13 protein-coding genes and 5 tRNA genes are annotated in these 16,591 nt (G+C 70.4%); 8 read left to right on the top strand and 10 right to left on the bottom strand.

Features of this window, described 5'->3' with window-relative positions; genetic code table 11:
- The first annotated feature begins 220 nt into the window (after window positions 1-220).
- A complete protein-coding gene (locus ACFYQ5_RS29205; protein WP_389201837.1) occupies window positions 221-676 on the top strand; it encodes a MarR family winged helix-turn-helix transcriptional regulator in 456 nt (151 codons plus the stop codon).
- A gap of 233 nt (window positions 677-909) precedes the next feature.
- Here ACFYQ5_RS29205 and ACFYQ5_RS29200 read toward each other — a convergent pair whose 3' ends face one another.
- The 8 genes from ACFYQ5_RS29200 to ACFYQ5_RS29165 all read right to left on the bottom strand — a co-directional run bounded on the left by ACFYQ5_RS29200 (window position 910) and on the right by ACFYQ5_RS29165 (window position 7,819).
- Window positions 910-1,518, bottom strand: coding sequence for a hypothetical protein (locus ACFYQ5_RS29200; RefSeq protein WP_389201836.1), 609 nt, complete (start codon window positions 1,516-1,518; stop codon window positions 910-912).
- 92 nt (window positions 1,519-1,610) lie between these two features.
- Window positions 1,611-1,684, bottom strand: a tRNA-Lys gene (locus ACFYQ5_RS29195).
- A gap of 91 nt (window positions 1,685-1,775) precedes the next feature.
- Window positions 1,776-3,332, bottom strand: coding sequence for an amino acid permease (locus tag ACFYQ5_RS29190; protein ID WP_389201835.1), 1,557 nt, complete (start codon window positions 3,330-3,332; stop codon window positions 1,776-1,778).
- 103 nt (window positions 3,333-3,435) lie between these two features.
- Window positions 3,436-5,712: a DEAD/DEAH box helicase gene (locus ACFYQ5_RS29185; RefSeq protein WP_389201834.1), complete on the bottom strand. Its 2,277-nt coding sequence runs from the start codon at window positions 5,710-5,712 to the stop codon at window positions 3,436-3,438.
- 198 nt (window positions 5,713-5,910) lie between these two features.
- Entirely contained in the window at window positions 5,911-6,471 is a 561-nt protein-coding gene (locus tag ACFYQ5_RS29180) for a hypothetical protein (protein ID WP_389201833.1), read from the bottom strand.
- Between the two features lie 120 nt (window positions 6,472-6,591).
- Window positions 6,592-6,975 (bottom strand): fluoride efflux transporter FluC, encoded by a 384-nt coding sequence (locus ACFYQ5_RS29175; protein ID WP_389201832.1) that lies wholly within the window; start codon window positions 6,973-6,975, stop codon window positions 6,592-6,594.
- A complete protein-coding gene (locus ACFYQ5_RS29170; RefSeq protein WP_389201831.1) occupies window positions 6,972-7,469 on the bottom strand; it encodes a fluoride efflux transporter FluC in 498 nt (165 codons plus the stop codon). The genes ACFYQ5_RS29175 and ACFYQ5_RS29170 overlap by 4 nt, the downstream gene beginning before the upstream one ends.
- A complete protein-coding gene (locus ACFYQ5_RS29165; protein WP_389201829.1) occupies window positions 7,466-7,819 on the bottom strand; it encodes a metallopeptidase family protein in 354 nt (117 codons plus the stop codon). The genes ACFYQ5_RS29170 and ACFYQ5_RS29165 overlap by 4 nt, the downstream gene beginning before the upstream one ends.
- A gap of 124 nt (window positions 7,820-7,943) precedes the next feature.
- On the opposite strand from ACFYQ5_RS29165, the gene ACFYQ5_RS29160 reads away from it, so the two are divergent.
- From ACFYQ5_RS29160 to ACFYQ5_RS29145, 4 genes are all read left to right on the top strand, one after another.
- Window positions 7,944-9,476 (top strand): metallophosphoesterase, encoded by a 1,533-nt coding sequence (locus ACFYQ5_RS29160; protein WP_389201828.1) that lies wholly within the window; start codon window positions 7,944-7,946, stop codon window positions 9,474-9,476.
- A 91-nt stretch (window positions 9,477-9,567) separates the two neighbouring features.
- Window positions 9,568-9,640 (top strand) — tRNA-Glu (locus ACFYQ5_RS29155).
- A 39-nt stretch (window positions 9,641-9,679) separates the two neighbouring features.
- Window positions 9,680-9,754 (top strand) — tRNA-Asp (locus ACFYQ5_RS29150).
- 22 nt (window positions 9,755-9,776) lie between these two features.
- A tRNA-Phe gene (locus ACFYQ5_RS29145) sits at window positions 9,777-9,853 on the top strand.
- 39 nt (window positions 9,854-9,892) lie between these two features.
- Here the strand turns inward: ACFYQ5_RS29145 and ACFYQ5_RS29140 are convergent.
- Window positions 9,893-10,738, bottom strand: coding sequence for a cytochrome c biogenesis CcdA family protein (locus ACFYQ5_RS29140; protein WP_389201827.1), 846 nt, complete (start codon window positions 10,736-10,738; stop codon window positions 9,893-9,895).
- Window positions 10,735-11,514 carry a DsbA family protein gene (locus tag ACFYQ5_RS29135; RefSeq protein WP_389201825.1) on the bottom strand — a complete coding sequence of 260 codons (780 nt, stop codon included), beginning with the start codon at window positions 11,512-11,514 and terminating at the stop codon, window positions 10,735-10,737. Before ACFYQ5_RS29135 ends, ACFYQ5_RS29140 begins: the two co-directional genes overlap by 4 nt.
- Before the next feature lie 210 nt (window positions 11,515-11,724).
- Here ACFYQ5_RS29135 and hrpA point away from each other — a divergent pair, with 210 nt between their 5' ends.
- The 3 genes from hrpA (at window position 11,725) to ACFYQ5_RS29120 (ending at window position 16,338) form a co-directional block, all read left to right on the top strand.
- Window positions 11,725-15,657 (top strand): ATP-dependent RNA helicase HrpA, encoded by a 3,933-nt coding sequence (gene hrpA / locus ACFYQ5_RS29130; protein ID WP_389201823.1) that lies wholly within the window; start codon window positions 11,725-11,727, stop codon window positions 15,655-15,657.
- Between the two features lie 116 nt (window positions 15,658-15,773).
- Window positions 15,774-15,848, top strand: a tRNA-Asp gene (locus ACFYQ5_RS29125).
- Between the two features lie 142 nt (window positions 15,849-15,990).
- Window positions 15,991-16,338, top strand: a complete 348-nt coding sequence (locus tag ACFYQ5_RS29120; RefSeq protein ID WP_389201820.1) for a DUF6274 family protein — start codon at window positions 15,991-15,993, stop codon at window positions 16,336-16,338.
- Window positions 16,339-16,591: the final 253 nt, after the last annotated feature.

Below are 16,591 nucleotides of genomic sequence, written 5' to 3'. Positions count from 1 at the left end.
TTCGGCCGCGACCGTGCCCGGGGCGGTGGAGCCCGCCTCGTCGCCGTGTCCGCCATCTGCCGGCGGAAGACCTGACATCCCGACCCCTATTGCACTGTGCACACGATGTGGTCCATACACTCACTCGTGAACATACGATGACATCAGCACGCACGACGGCCCGCCCGACGGCACGACGACACACCGGCCTCGCCCGGCAGGAAGCAGGAGGTGCCCGCGCATGAACAGGGCAACGCAGGAGGTCGAGTACGAGCAGATGCTGCTCAGCCGTCACGGCCTGCTGAACCAGAGAAAGGGACGCCGCAAGGACGGCCTCCTGGAACGCAGCGCGTACGTCCTGCTCAGCCGCATCCGTGTCCAGGGGCCGATGTCCGTCGGCGAGCTCAGCGAGGCCTTCGAACTCGACGTCTCCACGCTCAACCGGCAGACCGCCGCGGTCATGCGCGCCGGCTTCGTGGAGCGGATCCCCGACCCGGACGGCGGGATGGCCCGCAAGTTCCGCATCACCGAGGAGGGCGCGAAGACCCTCGACGCGGAACGCGAGGGCATGGTCAGCTCCCTGGAGCGCGTCATGGCCGGCTGGCCCGAGGAGGACATCTCCGCCTTCGCCGCCTACCTGCGGCGCTTCAATTCCGACATCGAACGCATCGGCGGCCGCCACTGGCCTCGGCCCTGAGCCGCGCCCGCTGACGGGCGAAGCCCCCTGGAGCACCCGCTCCGCCGAAGCCGTCGGCCTCCCCGACCACGCACGGGGCCGGACTCACGAGTGGCCCGAGGGGAGCGAATGGCTCATCGGTGACGCGCTCCACCGATCCGAGCAGGTGCACCGGAACCTGACCGGCTTCGTCACCCTGCGGCCATCGCGAAGTCCGCACGCTGAGACCGCGCACAGCCGCTCGCGCACACCCCTCATCCAGCCGCCGCGACCTCCACGTGACGGGCGGCCCGGAGCAGGTCGTGGGTGCGGAGACGGCCCGTGCAGTCGTCCTCCCGGGCCGAGTCCCGTCGCTCCCCGAGCCTGCGGACGCACTCCGCCAGCACAAGGCGCTCTTCCGGCGCCAACGGCCCACCGGATTCCAGGCAGGCGCCGACACAACGGAGCAGGTCCGCGGCAACCTGATCGCCGGCGACCATCGGGATCCCCCGTCGGTCGCGCAGGAACCACAGAGCGTGCAGGGCGCCCTCCCGTGGCGCACCCGACCACCACATCTCGCGATACGGATTCCGCTCGGCCTGACGCGGCTGACGTGCCCCCTGCCCCTTGGCGAGCCTTCGCGTCCCGTCGAACGCCCGCAGCTCCACGTGCCACGCGTCCCTGCTGGCCTCCAGCACACCCAACGCACGGAGCAAGGCGCCCTCGTCCCTGCCGTAGGGCCCCGCCTTGGCTTCGAGGAGACTCAGCGTCGCCCGAAAGCCGATCGGCCGGTACAACTGCACGCAGGACCGGAGCTGCGTCACGCGGAGACGGTGCGGAAGCGCCGCGTCGCGGACCTTCCTCGCACAGGTGTTGAAGCTCACCCGGCGAGGGTAGCCCCCGGGGCCCAGGCTCCGGGAACGACAGAACCCCCGTCTGACCAGGTCAGCGGGGGTTCCGAGGGTGACGCGATCGGTAGGCCGTGTGGGACTCGAACCCACAACCAACGGATTAAAAGTCCGCTGCTCTGACCAATTGAGCTAACGGCCCGGGATGGATCACCCCCGAGCATAGCTTCCCCGGGCCCGGCAGCCGATCGGGTATCGGGTGCCGGGCCCTGTCGTACCCGGGGCGGGCCGCTTCAGTCCGTGCTTTCGTCCGTGATCGTGCGTTTGTGATCCGGTGCGGGCGGCTTGAGGAACCAGTGGCGCGCGGACACCACCCACCAGACGGCGGCGAAGCCGAGGACCACCAGGACGGCCAGCGGGGCGTAGTTGAAGCTCTCCCACGTGACCGGGGACACCTGGGGCAGCATGAAGAGCACCGTGATCACCCCGACCCAGGACACCGCGACGACGCCGATGGGCCGGGACCACCGGCCGAGGTGCCAGGGGCCCCGGACGAAGTCGTCGCCCCGCAACAGCCTGAGCAGGGTGGGGATGACGTAGGCGATGTAGAGGCCGATGACCGCGATGGACGTCACGGCGGTGTACGCGGTGACGTTGATGAGGTACGGGAGGCCGAGGGCCAGGGCTCCGAGCGCGGCCAGCCAGACCGCCGCGACGGGCGTGCGGGTACGGGGGCTGACCGTGTGCCAGACGCGGGAGAAGGGCAGCGCCCCGTCGCGCGAGAAGGCGTAGATCATGCGGCTGTTGGCGGTCACCGAGGCCATCCCGCAGAACAGCTGTGCGCCGATCACGACGAGCAGCAGGAGCTTGCCCGTGGTGGCCCCCAGCGCGTCCAGGAGGATCTGCGCGGGCGGGGCGCCGGTCGGGGAGTTCAGGGCGCCGTCGTACGACTGGATGGCGAAGGTGAAGCCCAGCAGGAGCACGAAGCCGGCGATCCAGGACGTCCAGATGGACTGCACGATGCCGCGCGGTCCCGCCACGGCCGCGTCGTGGGTCTCCTCCGTCATGTGGGCGGAGGCGTCGTAGCCGGTGAAGGTGTACTGCGCCATCAGCAGGCCGATCATCACGACGTAGAAGCCGCTGCCCCAGCCGGTGTTGTTGACGAACTCGGTGAAGACGTACGACGCCGACTGGTGCGAGTCCGGTACGAAGGTGAGCGCGCCGACGATGACGGCGACACCGACGACGTGCCACCAGACGCTGACGTTGTTGAGCACGGCGACGATGCCGACGCCGAAGGTGTTCAGCAGCCCGTGCAGGATCAGGATCGCCGCGAAGAGCAGGATCGTGCGGCCGGGTGTGACCTCGAAGCCGAACTGGAGGTTCAGGTACGCCCCGAGGAAGGACGCCGCCCCGAAGTCGATACCGGCGGTGACGGCGACCTGGCCGAGCACGTTGAACCAGCCCGCGAACCAGGCCCACGCGGCGGCGGATCGCGGCGGGGCGAGACGGTGGGCCCAGAAGTACAGGCCCGCGGACGTCGGGTACGCCGAACAGATCTCGGCCATCGCCAGGCCGACGAACAGCGTCATCAGTCCGACGCCGACCCATCCCCAGGTGATGACGGCGGGCCCGCCGGTGTTCATGCCGAACAGGTACATCGTCAGGCAGCCGGAGAGCACCGAGATGATCGTGAACGAGACGGCGTAGTTGGAGAAGGCGGACATCCGGCGGGCGAGCACCTGGGTGTAGCCGAGTTCGGCGAGCCGTTCCTCGTCGGAGAGCGCGGCCGGAGGGCTGTGCAGAACGTCCGGTGGTGGCTCGGCGGCCACCGCTTCGTCGTTTGTCATGCCCCCAGCGATGCCCTCGGGAGCTCTGCGGAAACGCCCCGGGGCCCGTACAGCACCGAAGTGCTGTACGGGCCCCGGGGACCGATCAGTGAGTCAGCCGGACTCAGCCGTTGCGCTTCCAGCGCGGCTTGTCGTCGCGGCGGCCGAAGGTGCCGGTGCCGGTACCCGTGCCGGTGCCACCGCGGTGGTCGTCGCGGCGGCCGGTCGGACGGTCGCTGCCACCGGAGCGGAAGCCGCCCGAGGGACGGTCGTCACGACGGTCACGGTTGAACGGACGGTCGCTGCCACCGGAGCGGAAGCCACCGGACGGACGCTCGTCACGACGGTCACGGTTGAACGCGGGGCGGTCGTTGTCACGGTTGAACGCCGGGCGGTCGTTGTCACGACGCTCGAAGGAACGGCCACCACGGTCGTCCCGACGGTCGCCACCACCGGAGCGGAAGCCACCGGACGGACGCTCGTCACGACGGTCACGGTTGAACGCCGGGCGGTCGTTGTCACGACGCTCGAAGGAACGGCCACCACGGTCGTCCCGACGGTCACCGCCACCGGAGCGGAAGCCACCGGACGGACGGTCGCTGCTGCCGCGGAACGACGGACGGTCGTTGCTGCCGCGGTAGCCGGTCCCACCGGAGGGACGGCCACTGCGCTCGCCGACACGGTCGCTGCCGCCTCGGTATCCACCACGGTCGCCACCACGGTCGTCGCGGCGGTCGCCACCACGGTCGTCACGGCGGCCGTAGCTGCCCCGGTCGTCACGGCGGTCGTCACGCGCGGCCGGCTGCTCCGGCACGGACGCGGCGGCCACCAGAGCGGCCTCGGCCTCGGCGGCGACCTCGGCCACCGCTGCCTCCGGGTCGTCGCCCCGCTCGCGGGCGGCACGGGCGACCAGACGGTCGGCCTCCTCGCGCAGCTCCACGGCACGGCGCTGGATGCGCTCCAGCTGCTTGGTGAGATCGGCGGCCTCGCGCTCGGCCTGCTTGGCCGCGTTGTTCGCGGAGTCGGCCTGGACCTCGGTGAGCGAACGGGCGCCGGTGATCTCGGCCACCTCGGGCTCGAAGACGCCCGCGCCCTGCACGAGGTGACGCGAGGCGTCGACGCCCGCGTCCTCCATGAGGCGGAAGATCTGACGACGCTGGTGCGGAAGCGCCAGCGAGACGACGACACCGGACTTGCCGGCACGGGCGGTACGGCCCGAGCGGTGCAGGTAGTCCTTGTGGTCGCCGGCCGGGTCCACGTTGAGGACCAGGTCGATGCCGTCGACGTGGATGCCGCGGGCGGCGACGTCGGTGGCGACCAGGGCGTTGACGTAGCCCTTCTTGAAGTCCTCGAGGACGCGGGTACGAGCGCCCTGCGTCATGCCGCCGTGCAGTGCGTCGGCCTTCACGCCGGACTCGATGAGCTGCTCGGCGATGCGGTCGGCGCCCAGCTGGGTGCGGACGAAGATGATCGTGCGGCCCTTGCGGGCGGCGATCGCGGCCGTGACCGGCGCCTTGTCCTTCGGCTTCACGACGAGGACGTGGTGCGACATGGTCGAGACGTTGCCCTGGGCGCTGTCGACCTCGTGGGTGACCGGGTTGCTCAGGTAACGCTTGACGAGCGTGCCGATCTCGTTCTCCATCGTGGCGGAGAAGAGCATGCGCTGGCCGCCACCGGGGATCTGGTCGAGCAGCTCGGTGACCTCGGGCAGGAAGCCCAGGTCCGACATCTGGTCGGCCTCGTCGAGGACCGCGACCTGGACGTTCTCCAGGGAGCAGGCGCCACGGTTGATGATGTCGCGCAGCCGGCCCGGGGTGGCGACGAGGACGTCGACACCGCGCTCCAGCGCGTAGATCTGGTTGCCCATCGACGTACCGCCGCAGACGACCTTCATCTTCAGGCCGAGCACGTCGCCGTAGGGCTGCAGAGCGTCCGCGACCTGCATCGCGAGCTCACGGGTCGGCGTGAGGATGATCGCGCGGGGCTTCTTCTTCTCGGTGTGACCGCCGGCCAGCGTGGCCAGGGTCGGCAGACCGAAGGAGAGTGTCTTGCCGGAGCCGGTACGGCCACGGCCCAGGATGTCCTTGCCGGCCAGGGCGTCCGGGATGGTCGCGGCCTGGATCGGGAAGGGAGCCGTCACGCCGTTCTGCGCGAGCTTGCGGACGATGCCCTCGGGCAGTCCGAGCGAGGCGAACGTAACGCTCGGCTCGGCGTCCTCGTCGGAGGCGTCGTCGGCGGGGATCTCCGAAGCGGAGATGTCCGCGACGGGGGTCTCCGCGACGGGGGTCTCGTCGGCGGCCTCGGGGGCCTGGGCCACTACGGCCTCGGCTGCTTCGACGACCTCGATGTTCTCGACGACGTTCTCGGACATGACGGTGTTGTCAGAGCTGGAAATTGACATGCGAAATGCGAAACCTTCCGGAGTCTCGGCACGCGCCCGTAACTCCGTGTTTTCGCAATTTCGACCGCCTCAATGCGGTCCAGCCACGGCAAGGGAGAGTACGCGCCACACGGCGCTCTTCTGTGTCGGCGCCGGGCATAGGATCAAACGATCTACTACCATACGCACCCTCCCCCCATTCGCGCAAACCGGCCCGGCTCACACCGGCGCGACCTGCGGTGATACCCGCGGAGTGGGCCACACCTCGACCCGCTCCGGCTGCCCCATCGCGTCCGTGCGGTACTGCGCGGCCGGCGAGGCCGTGGGCTGCTCCGGCGGCGGCGAGGGCTCCGGCTCGGGCGAGGGAGGCGGCTCCTCAGGGGTGACCGGCGGGGGCGGCGGTTCACCCGGCCCCGGGGAACTGGGCTCCGGGGTCGGCAGGGGGCCGCCCTGGGTCGGTTCCGGGGTGGCCGGCCCACCGGGCGCCGGGCGGGCCTTCTCGGGGCCGGCCGACGGGGCACCGCCCGAGGCCTTGGCGTCCGGCTTGCGTGAGGCGCCGCGGTCGGACTGCGCCTCGGCACGGCCACCGCCGGAGCCGGTCCGGCCGGTGCCGGACACCGTGCCGCCGTCCGGCCGGGCCGACGCACCCTTCGGGTCGGCGGAACGGGAAGGGGCCGGCTTCCCGGCGTCGTCGTCACCGACGCTCACACAGCCTGTGGACGCGGCGATCGTCAGCGCGGTGACGGCTGCCCAGCGGACGCGGACGGACAACTGGCGCACGGGGTGGCACCTCCGTGAAGGAGAGGAACAGCGGGGACGGGAGAGCGCTGTGTCCAACTCCCCTGCCCCCACGGGGGACACGCCCGGACACAACTCCCGCACACGCGCCGGCCGCCCGGGTCATCCCACGGAGTCCCCGAAGCCCCCCGCCAGCTCCACCCCCAGGAACACCGCCCCGAACCCCACGAGCAGGGACGCCACCACATTGGCGCCGGCCAGGAAGCCACGACCCGCCTCGGCCAGCCGCAGGGTCTCGTACGAGAACGTCGAGTACGTCGTCAGCGCCCCGCACAGGCCCGTGCCCAGCAGGGCGTACACAGGTGTGGACACCGTCGCCCCCGTGAGCACCCCGAGCAGCAGGCTGCCCGCCGCGTTGACGGTGAAGGTCCCCCACGGGAACACGTACGGCAGCCCGGCACCGTGCCGCGCCTGCACCGCACGGTCCGTCAGATAGCGCAGCGGCGCCCCGACAGCGCCCCCGAGGACGACCAGCAGCCAGTTCACGCCGGCCGCCCCCGCCCGTCGACCAGCGCGCGGGTGAGCGCGGCCGCCCCCCACACCGCGCCGAGCGCGGCCACGGCCGTCGCGGCCATGTACGCCATGGCCGTCACCGCCTCCTGACGGGCCAGCAGCTTCGACACATCGGCGGCGTACGTCGAGAAGGTGGTGAACCCGCCGAGCACCCCGACCCCCAGGAACGGCCGCACCAGCGGGTGGGTGACCGTGCCCCGTTCCGTCACCAGCACCATCAGCACCCCGAGCAGGGCGCAGCCCGTCACGTTGACGACGAAGACCGCCCAGGGGAACGCCCCCTCGGCGGCAGGCCACGCCAGCGAGGCCGCATAGCGGGCAGCGGCCCCCAGGGCGCCGCCCGCCGCGATCGCCGCCAGGACCCGGTACCTGCCGGTCCCCGCGGTCTCGGCGCGCTGCGCCGGTACGGAGAGATCGACGTCCGGGTCGACGACGGGCCGGACGGGCGGCGGATCCTGGGTGCTCACCCGTACCCCAGCTCGTGCAGGCGCTCGTCGTCGATGCCGAAGTGGTGGGCGATCTCATGGACCACGGTGATCTCGGTCTCGGCGACCACGTCCTCACGGGTCTGGCACATCCGCAGCGTCGGCCCCCGGTAGATGGTGATCCGGTCCGGCAGGACGCCCGCGTACCACTCACCGCGCTCGGTGAGCGGGGTGCCCTCGTAGAGTCCGAGCAGCTCCCGGTCCTCCGAGTCCTCCGGTTCCTCCTCCACGAACACCGCGACGTTGTCCATCAGCCGCATCAGCTCCGGCGGGACCCGGTCAAGAGCCAGGCTCACCAGCTCTTCGAACTCCTCGCGCGTCATCTCCAGCACCCCGCCATTGTCACGTACGCCGGGCCGGAACGGGCGGGCCCCACCCGCCCCGGCGGCCACCCGCCCGGCCCACGGCTCTCCCCCCGCCCGCATGTCCACGCCCCGATCGGGGCATACGCGCCCAATGGCACGCCCGTTCCACGCCGCAGCCGCCCGTCTCCGCCTCCGCCGCTCCCACTCGCGCGCCACCGCCCCCGCCGGCGGGCTCGTCCCCGCCGCACACCCCTGGAAACGCGCGTGCGGCCTGCTGGCCGTGGTCGTGCTGGGCGCCTGGCTCGGGCTGCTGGTCGTCGGCAGTGTGCGTACGCCGGTGGGCCCCATGGACACCACCATGACCCTGCGGCCGTCGGTGAGCGGCGGCACCAAGATCAACGTGTCCCCGCTCGGCGCCCTGGAGCTGGACTCCCATCGCGCCCCGGTCCGCCTGGACGTGGACGTCGACCAACTGGACCCGGAGCGCTCGCAGGCCCTGGTCAAGCACCCCGAACGCCTCTCAGGTCTCCAGGACGAGGTCACCGACGACGTCGCCTCCGGCACCCGGGAGCTGGCCGTCCGCTCCTGCGTGGCCGTGGTCTCCGGCGCCACCGCCCTCGGCCTGGTCGTGTACCGGCGCCCGCGCCGCGCGCTGACCGCCGGGGGCCTCGCCCTGGCGCTGCTGGCCGCCTCGGGCGTCAGCGCGTACGCGACCTGGAATCCGAAGTCCGTCCTGGAGCCGAAGTTCTCCGGGCTGCTCTCCAGCGCCCCCTCGGTGGTCGGCGACGCCCGCTCGATCGTCACCGAATTCGACGTCTACCAGCAGGAACTGGCCCGGCTCGTCACCAACGTCACCAAGCTGTACGACGCCACGTCCACCCTCCCCGTGTATCAGCCGGACCCGGCGACCATCAGGGTTCTGCATGTGTCCGACATCCATCTCAACCCGGCCGCCTGGCACATCGTCGGCTCGCTCGTCGAGCAGTACGAGATCGACGTGATCGTCGACTCCGGCGACACGATGGACCACGGCACGGCCGCGGAGAACGGCTTCCTGGACCCCGTCCGCGACCTCGGCGCGCCGTATGTCTGGGTGCGGGGCAACCACGACTCCAAGGAGACCCAGGCCCATCTGGAGAAGACCAGGAACGTGCACGTCCTGGACGAGGGCGGCGCGGTGAACGTGGCCGGGCTGCGGATCGCCGGCACCGGTGACCCGCAGTTCACCCCGGACCGTTCCCGTCCCACCGGCGGCAAGGCCTCCGTGCAGCTCGCGGGCATGCGCCTCGCCTCGGCGCTGCGTGACCAGGAGCGGGCGGGCACCCCGGTGGACATCGCGGTGGCACACGACCCGGACGCGGCGCGGGAGACGGACGGCACGGTCCCACTGGTCCTGGCCGGCCATGTGCACCACCGGGTGAACGAACTGCTGCCACTGGGTACGCGGCTGAAGGTCGAGGGCTCCACGGGCGGCGGCGGACTGCGCGCCGTGCAGAACGAGAAGCCGGAGAAGGTGCGCGCCTCCGTGCTCTACCTGGACCGCCCCACCCGGCATCTGCAGGCCTGGGACGAGATCACCCTCGGAGGTCTCGGGCTGACGACGGCCGAGGTCAGCCGCCATCTCCCGGAGGAGAACCTGAAGAGTCCGTCCCCCTCTCCGACCCCCTCCACGGCCTCCCCCTGACGTCAGCCGAAACCGTTTTGGCGATACCTCCTGCCATCACATATGCTTCTCACGTCCCCGACGCGCTGGAAAGCGCGCAGGTGGGCCCTTAGCCCTCATCGTCTAGTGGCCCAGGACGCCGCCCTTTCAAGGCGGTAGCACGGGTTCGAATCCCGTTGGGGGCACGCTTTACGGTGTGCGAGACTTGTCTCGCACATTAGCTAGGTCCTGTGGAGCAGTTTGGAGTGCTCGCCACCCTGTCAAGGTGGAGGCCGCGGGTTCAAATCCCGTCAGGACCGCTGCAGCCCGTACGAGCTGCGTGGCTGGGTAGCTCAGTTGGTACGAGCGATCGCCTGAAAAGCGATAGGTCGCCGGTTCGATCCCGGCCCCAGCCACCACCCGAAGGCCCCGTCCGATGGACGGGGCCTTCGTCGTTGTCAGACCGCTTCCTCTTCCTTCCGCCCGGTGCGCCGCCGCCACATCTGCAGCCCGAGGGCCAGCAGCCCCACCACCGCCACGACACCCAGCGCCAGGGCGTCCGGCACCCGCTCACCGAGGCGCTGGGCCCACTGCTCGACGGCGAACGAGTCGTCCACGTCCAGGAGTCCGGGCAGCGCGGTCGTCCCGTCGTACACGAGGAAGAGCACTCCGAGCCCGATGAAGAAGAGTCCGGAGAGCAGCGAGGTGCTGTGCAGTTCGAAGCGGCCGACGCGCAGCGGCCTGCCCCGCAGCCAGGCCCGGCGGCCGAGGTCGAAGCGTTCCCAGAGCAGGGCGAGCACGAACAGCGGAACGGCCATGCCCAGCGCGTAGACGGCGAGCAGCAGTCCGCCGTAGACGGGGCTGCCGCTGACGGCCGCGACCGTGAGGACGCTGCCGAGGATCGGGCCCGCGCAGAAGCCCGCCAGCCCGTAGACCGCGCCCAGGGCGTAGACGGAGAGGGCGGTCGTGGGCCGGATCCGGCCACTGAGGGCGGCGATCCGCCGGGAGGCGAAGCCCAGCCCGACGATCTGGGCGAGGCCGAGCCCGATGATCAGCCAGCCCGCGCCGAGGACGAGTGCGTCACGGTGCCCGTAGAAGAGCCTGCCGGCGTACGAGCCGGCGGCGCCGAGCGGGACGAGCGTGGTGGCGAGACCCGCGTAGAAGATGCCCGTACGGGCCAGCAGCCGCGAGGCGGAGTCGACGGAGTACGCGAAGAAGGCCGGGAGCAGCAGGGCGCTGCACGGGCTGACGAGGGCCAGCAGGCCGCCGAGCAGGGCGGCGAAGTATCCGAGGTCCGGGGTCACTTCGCGGGGTCCCCGGCGCTTCCGACGTTCGCTTCCTCGGCCGCCGCGGCCTCGATGGCCTCGGTGAACACGGCCATGGGCTGTGCTCCGGCCAGGGGGCGGCCGTTGATGAGGAAGGACGGGGTGGACGTGGCGCCGATCCCGTAGGCCTGTTCCTGGTCGGCGCTGACGGCTTCGGCGGCCGCCGGGCTGTCCGTGTCCTCTACGAAGCGGTCGAGGTCCTTGACGCCGGCCTGCCGGGCGAGGTCCCTGAGCCGGTCCTTGCCGAAGCCCTGCTCCTTGGCGTCCTCGGCATAGGCGGCCTCGTGGAAGGCCCAGAAGCGGTCCTGCTGCCCTGCCGCCCAGGAGGCGCGGGCGGCGGCCTCGGACTCCTTGCCGAAGATCGGGAAGTTGCGCCACTCGATGCGCAGGGTGCCGTCGTCGACGTACTTCTTGATCAGTTCGGGTTCGGTGTCCCGGGCGAACTTCCCGCAGTAGCCGCACTTGAAGTCGGCGTATTCGATGAGGACCACGGGGGCGTCGGTGCGGCCTTGTGCCAGCTTGTCGCCGGCGTCGCGCCGGGCGAGGTCAGCCAGCTCCCGGTAGACGTCGGAGTCCGGGGCGGCGGTCGTGGCCTCGGCCGGGGCATCGGCGGCGGACGCGTCCGGGGCGGTCGCCCGGTAGGAGACGAAGCCGAGCAGCCCGGCGGCAAGGACGACGACGAGGCCGAAGAGCATCGGCTTCCTCGCGGAGGACGGCTTCTTCGGGGAGGACGGGGGGCGGGTGGGCGTGGGCATACGGCGCTCCGTGCAGGGGGGCAGTGCGGTGCGGAGGTGTGGGGCCTCGCGCGGGAAACGGGTGATCAGTTGCCCGGAATGGTACGGCCTGTGAGCCCGCTCTCCCGCTCGGTCATCGACGTCACGGCACGCCCTTGCGGAGCGGTGTGACGCGGCCCGGACGAAATAAGTTCGCCACTCCTCGCGCCCGGGTGAGATCCTGGGGTCCGTATGTCTACTTCCTTCGCCGATCTCCAGTCCCAGCTCGGGCAGCTCTCGCTCCGCGACGCGCACCGGCTCGGCCGCCGTCTCGAGGGTGCCCGCCGCATCCGTAAGCCCGAGGCCCGTCAGACCGTCGTGGACGAGATCTCGGCCGAAGCCGGGAAGGCAGCCGAGCGGCTCGCAGGACGCGCCGCGCGGATGCCCGCTCTGTCGTACCCGGAACAGCTTCCCGTCAGCCAGAAGAAGGACGAGATCCTGGAGGCGATACGCGACCACCAGGTCGTGATCGTCGCGGGTGAGACCGGGTCGGGCAAGACCACGCAGATCCCCAAGATCTGCATGGAGCTGGGGCGCGGTGTCCGGGGCATGATCGGGCACACCCAGCCCCGCCGCATCGCCGCCCGTACGGTCGCCGAACGCGTCGCGGACGAGCTGAAGACCCCGCTCGGCGAGGCCGTCGGCTGGAAGGTGCGCTTCACCGACCAGGTGAATCCCGACGCGACCTTCGTGAAGCTGATGACGGACGGCATCCTGCTGGCCGAGATCCAGACGGACCGCGAGCTCCTCGCCTACGACACGATCATCATCGACGAGGCCCACGAGCGGTCGCTGAACATCGACTTCCTGCTGGGCTATCTGGCCAGGCTGCTGCCCAAGCGCCCCGATCTGAAGGTCGTCATCACCTCGGCGACCATCGACCCGGAGCGCTTCGCGAAGCACTTCGGCGAGGCGCCGATCGTGGAGGTCAGCGGCCGGACGTATCCGGTGGAGGTGCGCTACCGGCCGCTGCTGGAGGACGACAGCCAGGACTCCGACCGCGACCAGATCACCGCGATCTGCGACGCCGTCGACGAACTGGACCACGAGGCCCCCGGCGATGTCCTGGTCTTCCTCTCCGGCGAACGGGAGATCCGCGACACCGCGGACGCGCTGAACAAACGCAACCTCAGACACACCGAGGTACTCCCCCTCTACGCCCGTCTCTCGCACGCCGAGCAGCACAGGGTGTTCCAGCGCCACACGGGACGCAGGATCGTGCTGGCGACGAACGTCGCCGAGACCTCGCTGACCGTCCCCGGCATCAAGTACGTGATCGACCCGGGCAACGCCCGCATCTCCCGCTACAGCCACCGCACCAAGGTCCAGCGGCTGCCGATCGAGCGGATCTCGCAGGCCAGCGCCAACCAGCGCAAGGGCCGCTGCGGCCGTACGTCCGACGGCATCTGCATCCGGCTGTACTCCGAGGACGACTTCGTGACCCGCCCGGAGTTCACCGATCCGGAGATCCTGCGGACCAACCTCGCCTCCGTCATCCTCCAGATGACCGCCGCCGGCCTCGGCGACATCGAGAAGTTCCCCTTCATCGACCCGCCGGACCACCGCAACATCCGCGACGGCGTCCAGCTGCTCCAGGAGCTCGGCGCGCTCGACCCGGGAGAGAAGGATCCGAAGAAGAGGCTGACCCCGCTGGGCCGCAAGCTCTCCCAGCTGCCCGTCGACCCGCGCCTGGCCCGCATGGTCATCGAGGCCGAGAAGAACGGCTGCGCCCGCGAGGTCATGGTCATCGCGGCGGCGCTCTCCATCCAGGACCCGCGCGAGCGGCCCTCGGAGAAGCAGACCCAGGCCGATCAGCACCACGCCCGCTTCAAGGACGAGACGTCGGACTTCCTGGCGTTCCTGAACCTGTGGCGCTACATCCGGGAGCAGCAGAAGGAGCGCGGCTCCTCCAGCTTCCGCCGGATGTGCAAGCAGGAGTATCTGAACTTCCTGCGGATCCGTGAGTGGCAGGACATCTACGCCCAGCTCCGCACGGTCGCGAAGCAGATGGGCATCGAGGTCAAGGAGTCCTCCACAGGTGCCGACGTGCCGGAGCAGTCGGTGCACACCTCGCTGCTGGCCGGCCTGCTGTCGCACATCGGGCTGAAGGACACCGAGAAGAACGAGTACCTGGGCGCCCGCAGCGCCAAGTTCGCGGTCTTCCCCGGATCCGCGCTGTTCAAGAAGCAGCCGCGCTTCGTGATGTCGGCCGAGCTGGTCGAGACGTCCCGGCTGTGGGCACGGGTCAACGCGAAGGTCGAGCCGGAGTGGATCGAGCCACTCGCCCAGCACCTGCTGAAGCGCACGTACAGCGAGCCGCACTGGGAGAAGGACCAGGCCGCGGTGATGGCGTACGAGAGGGTCACGCTCTACGGGGTACCGATCGTCGCCCAGCGCAAGATCAATTTCGGCCGGATCGACCAGGAGGCGTCGCGCGACCTGTTCATCCGCAACGCCCTGGTCGAGGGGGACTGGCGCACGCACCACCAGTTCTTCCACGACAACCGCAAACTGCTGGGCGAGGTCGAGGAGTTGGAGCACCGCGCCCGGCGCCGCGACATCCTCGTGGACGACGAGACGCTCTTCGATTTCTACGATCAGCGGATCCCGGAGCACATCGTCTCCGGGGCGCACTTCGACTCCTGGTGGAAACACAAGCGCCGTGACGAGCCGGACGCGCTCGACTTCGAACGCTCGATGCTCATCAACGAGAAGGCCGGGGCCGTCACCAAGGACGACTACCCGGACTCCTGGCGGCAGGGGAAGCTCAAATTCCGGGTGACCTACCAGTTCGAGCCGGGCGCGGACGCCGACGGTGTGACCGTCCACATTCCGCTCCAGGTGCTCAACCAGGTCACCTCCGAGGGCTTCGACTGGCAGATCCCTGGCCTGCGTGACGGGGTGGTCACCGAGCTCATCCGCTCGCTGCCCAAGCCCATCCGCAGGCACTACGTCCCCGCCCCGGACTACGCGGCGAAGTTCCTGGACCGCGCGGTCCCCCTGCAGGAGCCCCTGCCGCTCACGCTCGCCCGTGAGCTCCAGCGGATGGTCGGCGTCCCCGTGACGGCGGACGACTTCGACCTGTCACGGATCCCGGACCACTTGAAGATCACCTTCCGGATCACCGACGAACGGCGCCGCAAGGTGGCCGAGGACAAGGACCTGGAAGCGCTGAAGATCCAGCTGCGCCCCAAGGCCCGCCAGGCCCTCTCCCAGGCCGCCGCGGCCACCGCGGGGCCCACGGGCGAGTCCGTCGAGCGTGCGGGCCTCACCGACTGGACGATCGGTACGCTGAACCGGATCTTCGAGACGAGGCGGGCCGGTCAGCCGGTGAAGGCGTACCCGGCCCTCGTCGACCAGGGCGACAGCGTGGCCGTACGGCTCTTCGACACGCAGGCCGAGCAGCAGCAGGCGATGTGGCGGGGCACCCGGAAGCTGATCCTGCTGAACATCCCCGTGAACCCGGCGAAGTTCGCGTCGGACAAGCTCACCAACCAGCAGAAGCTGGCGCTGTCCCGCAATCCGCACGGCTCCATCCAGGCACTGTTCGACGACTGCGCGACGGCGGCCGCCGACCGGCTGATCGCCGCGCACGGCGGCCCGGCCTGGGACGAGGCGTCGTTCCGGAAGCTGTACGACAAGGTGCGCGCCGACCTCGTGGACCTCACCGTCCGCACGATCGGCCAGGTCCAGCAGATCCTGGCCGCCTGGCAGGCCTGCGAGCGCCGGCTGAAGTCGACGAACAGCCTGGTCCTGATCAACAACGTCACGGACGTACGGGACCATCTGGCCCGCCTGATGCCGCCCGGGTTCGTCACCGCGACCGGGCTGCGCAGGCTGCCCGACCTGATGCGCTACCTGGTCGCCGAGGACCGCCGGCTGCAGCAGATGCCGACGAACGTCCAGCGCGACACCACGCGCATGGAGAAGGTCCACGAGATGCAGGACGAGTACGCCTGGCTGCTCGAACAGCTGCCGCAGGGGCGGCCGGTACCCCAGGACGTCCTGGACATCCGCTGGATGATCGAGGAGCTGCGCGTGAGCTACTTCGCGCACGCCCTGGGCACCGCACAGCCCGTCTCGGACAAGCGGATCGTGAAGGCGATCGACGCGGCGGCGCCGTGACCCGACCCGCCCCGGGGGCGTGACAGCTCCACCACTGTGGGTGAGTTCGACCTGGCCCGCGGACCTCCTGTACAGTCTGTCTTCGCAGCCGGACGAAAGAACGGCAGCGAAAACCTGGTCCTGTGGAGCAGTTTGGAGTGCTCGCCACCCTGTCAAGGTGGAGGCCGCGGGTTCAAATCCCGTCAGGACCGCAGTAGACAGAAGCCCGGATCCCCTGGATCCGGGCTTCTGTGCGTCTTGACGCCGGCTCCCACCGCGAGTAACTCCGTAGGACGGAGTCCGCCCCTGTTTCCCTCGACGCGGGGCGGCCGGGTCCACCGGGAGGCCGCACGCATGTCTGCGCCCATGGAAAGGCACGAGACCCGCGCGCTGCTGCGCGCCCATCTGGCGGCCGCCTCCGGCTACCGCCACCTCACCCGGCACTGTCCGATCTGCTACCGCCTACTGCGGCTCGCCACGGAGCCCCTGACGGCCCCACAGATGCCGTACGCGCCCCAGGGGCCCTGCAACGCAACCGAGCCGCCGCAGGCCCCACAGGACGCCACCGACGCGCCCGGGAGGGGTGCGGACGACGAGGCCGGCGCGGACCACCTCACGGACCACCCACGGGACCACCCCCAGGGCCGCCCCCGGGGCCGCCGGCAGGGCCGCCCACGGGGCGAAAGCCCTCCCGCGACATGACCATCTGCCGCAGCCATGACCGCCGAACAGTGGCGGCCTCGCAGGAGGCAGGACCGGACCGGTGTGACGGGAGTCACCCAATCCGTTCCGCGTGGAAGCGACTTTACTCACTTCATACAACTGGCCAATTTAATATGTGCAATTGCACTTCCTCGAAAGTACATCCCGGACCGTTCCGCCCGAGCTGTCCCACGACGCCAGGGACCCGGGCGAACAGGCCCGAACAGACCCGCCCGGAGTCGCACGCGACCTC

The sequence above is a fragment of the Streptomyces sp. NPDC005794 genome (assembly GCF_042871445.1).
GTDB lineage: Bacteria > Actinomycetota > Actinomycetes > Streptomycetales > Streptomycetaceae > Streptomyces.
This window is presented reverse-complemented; position numbering and strand designations above follow the sequence as displayed.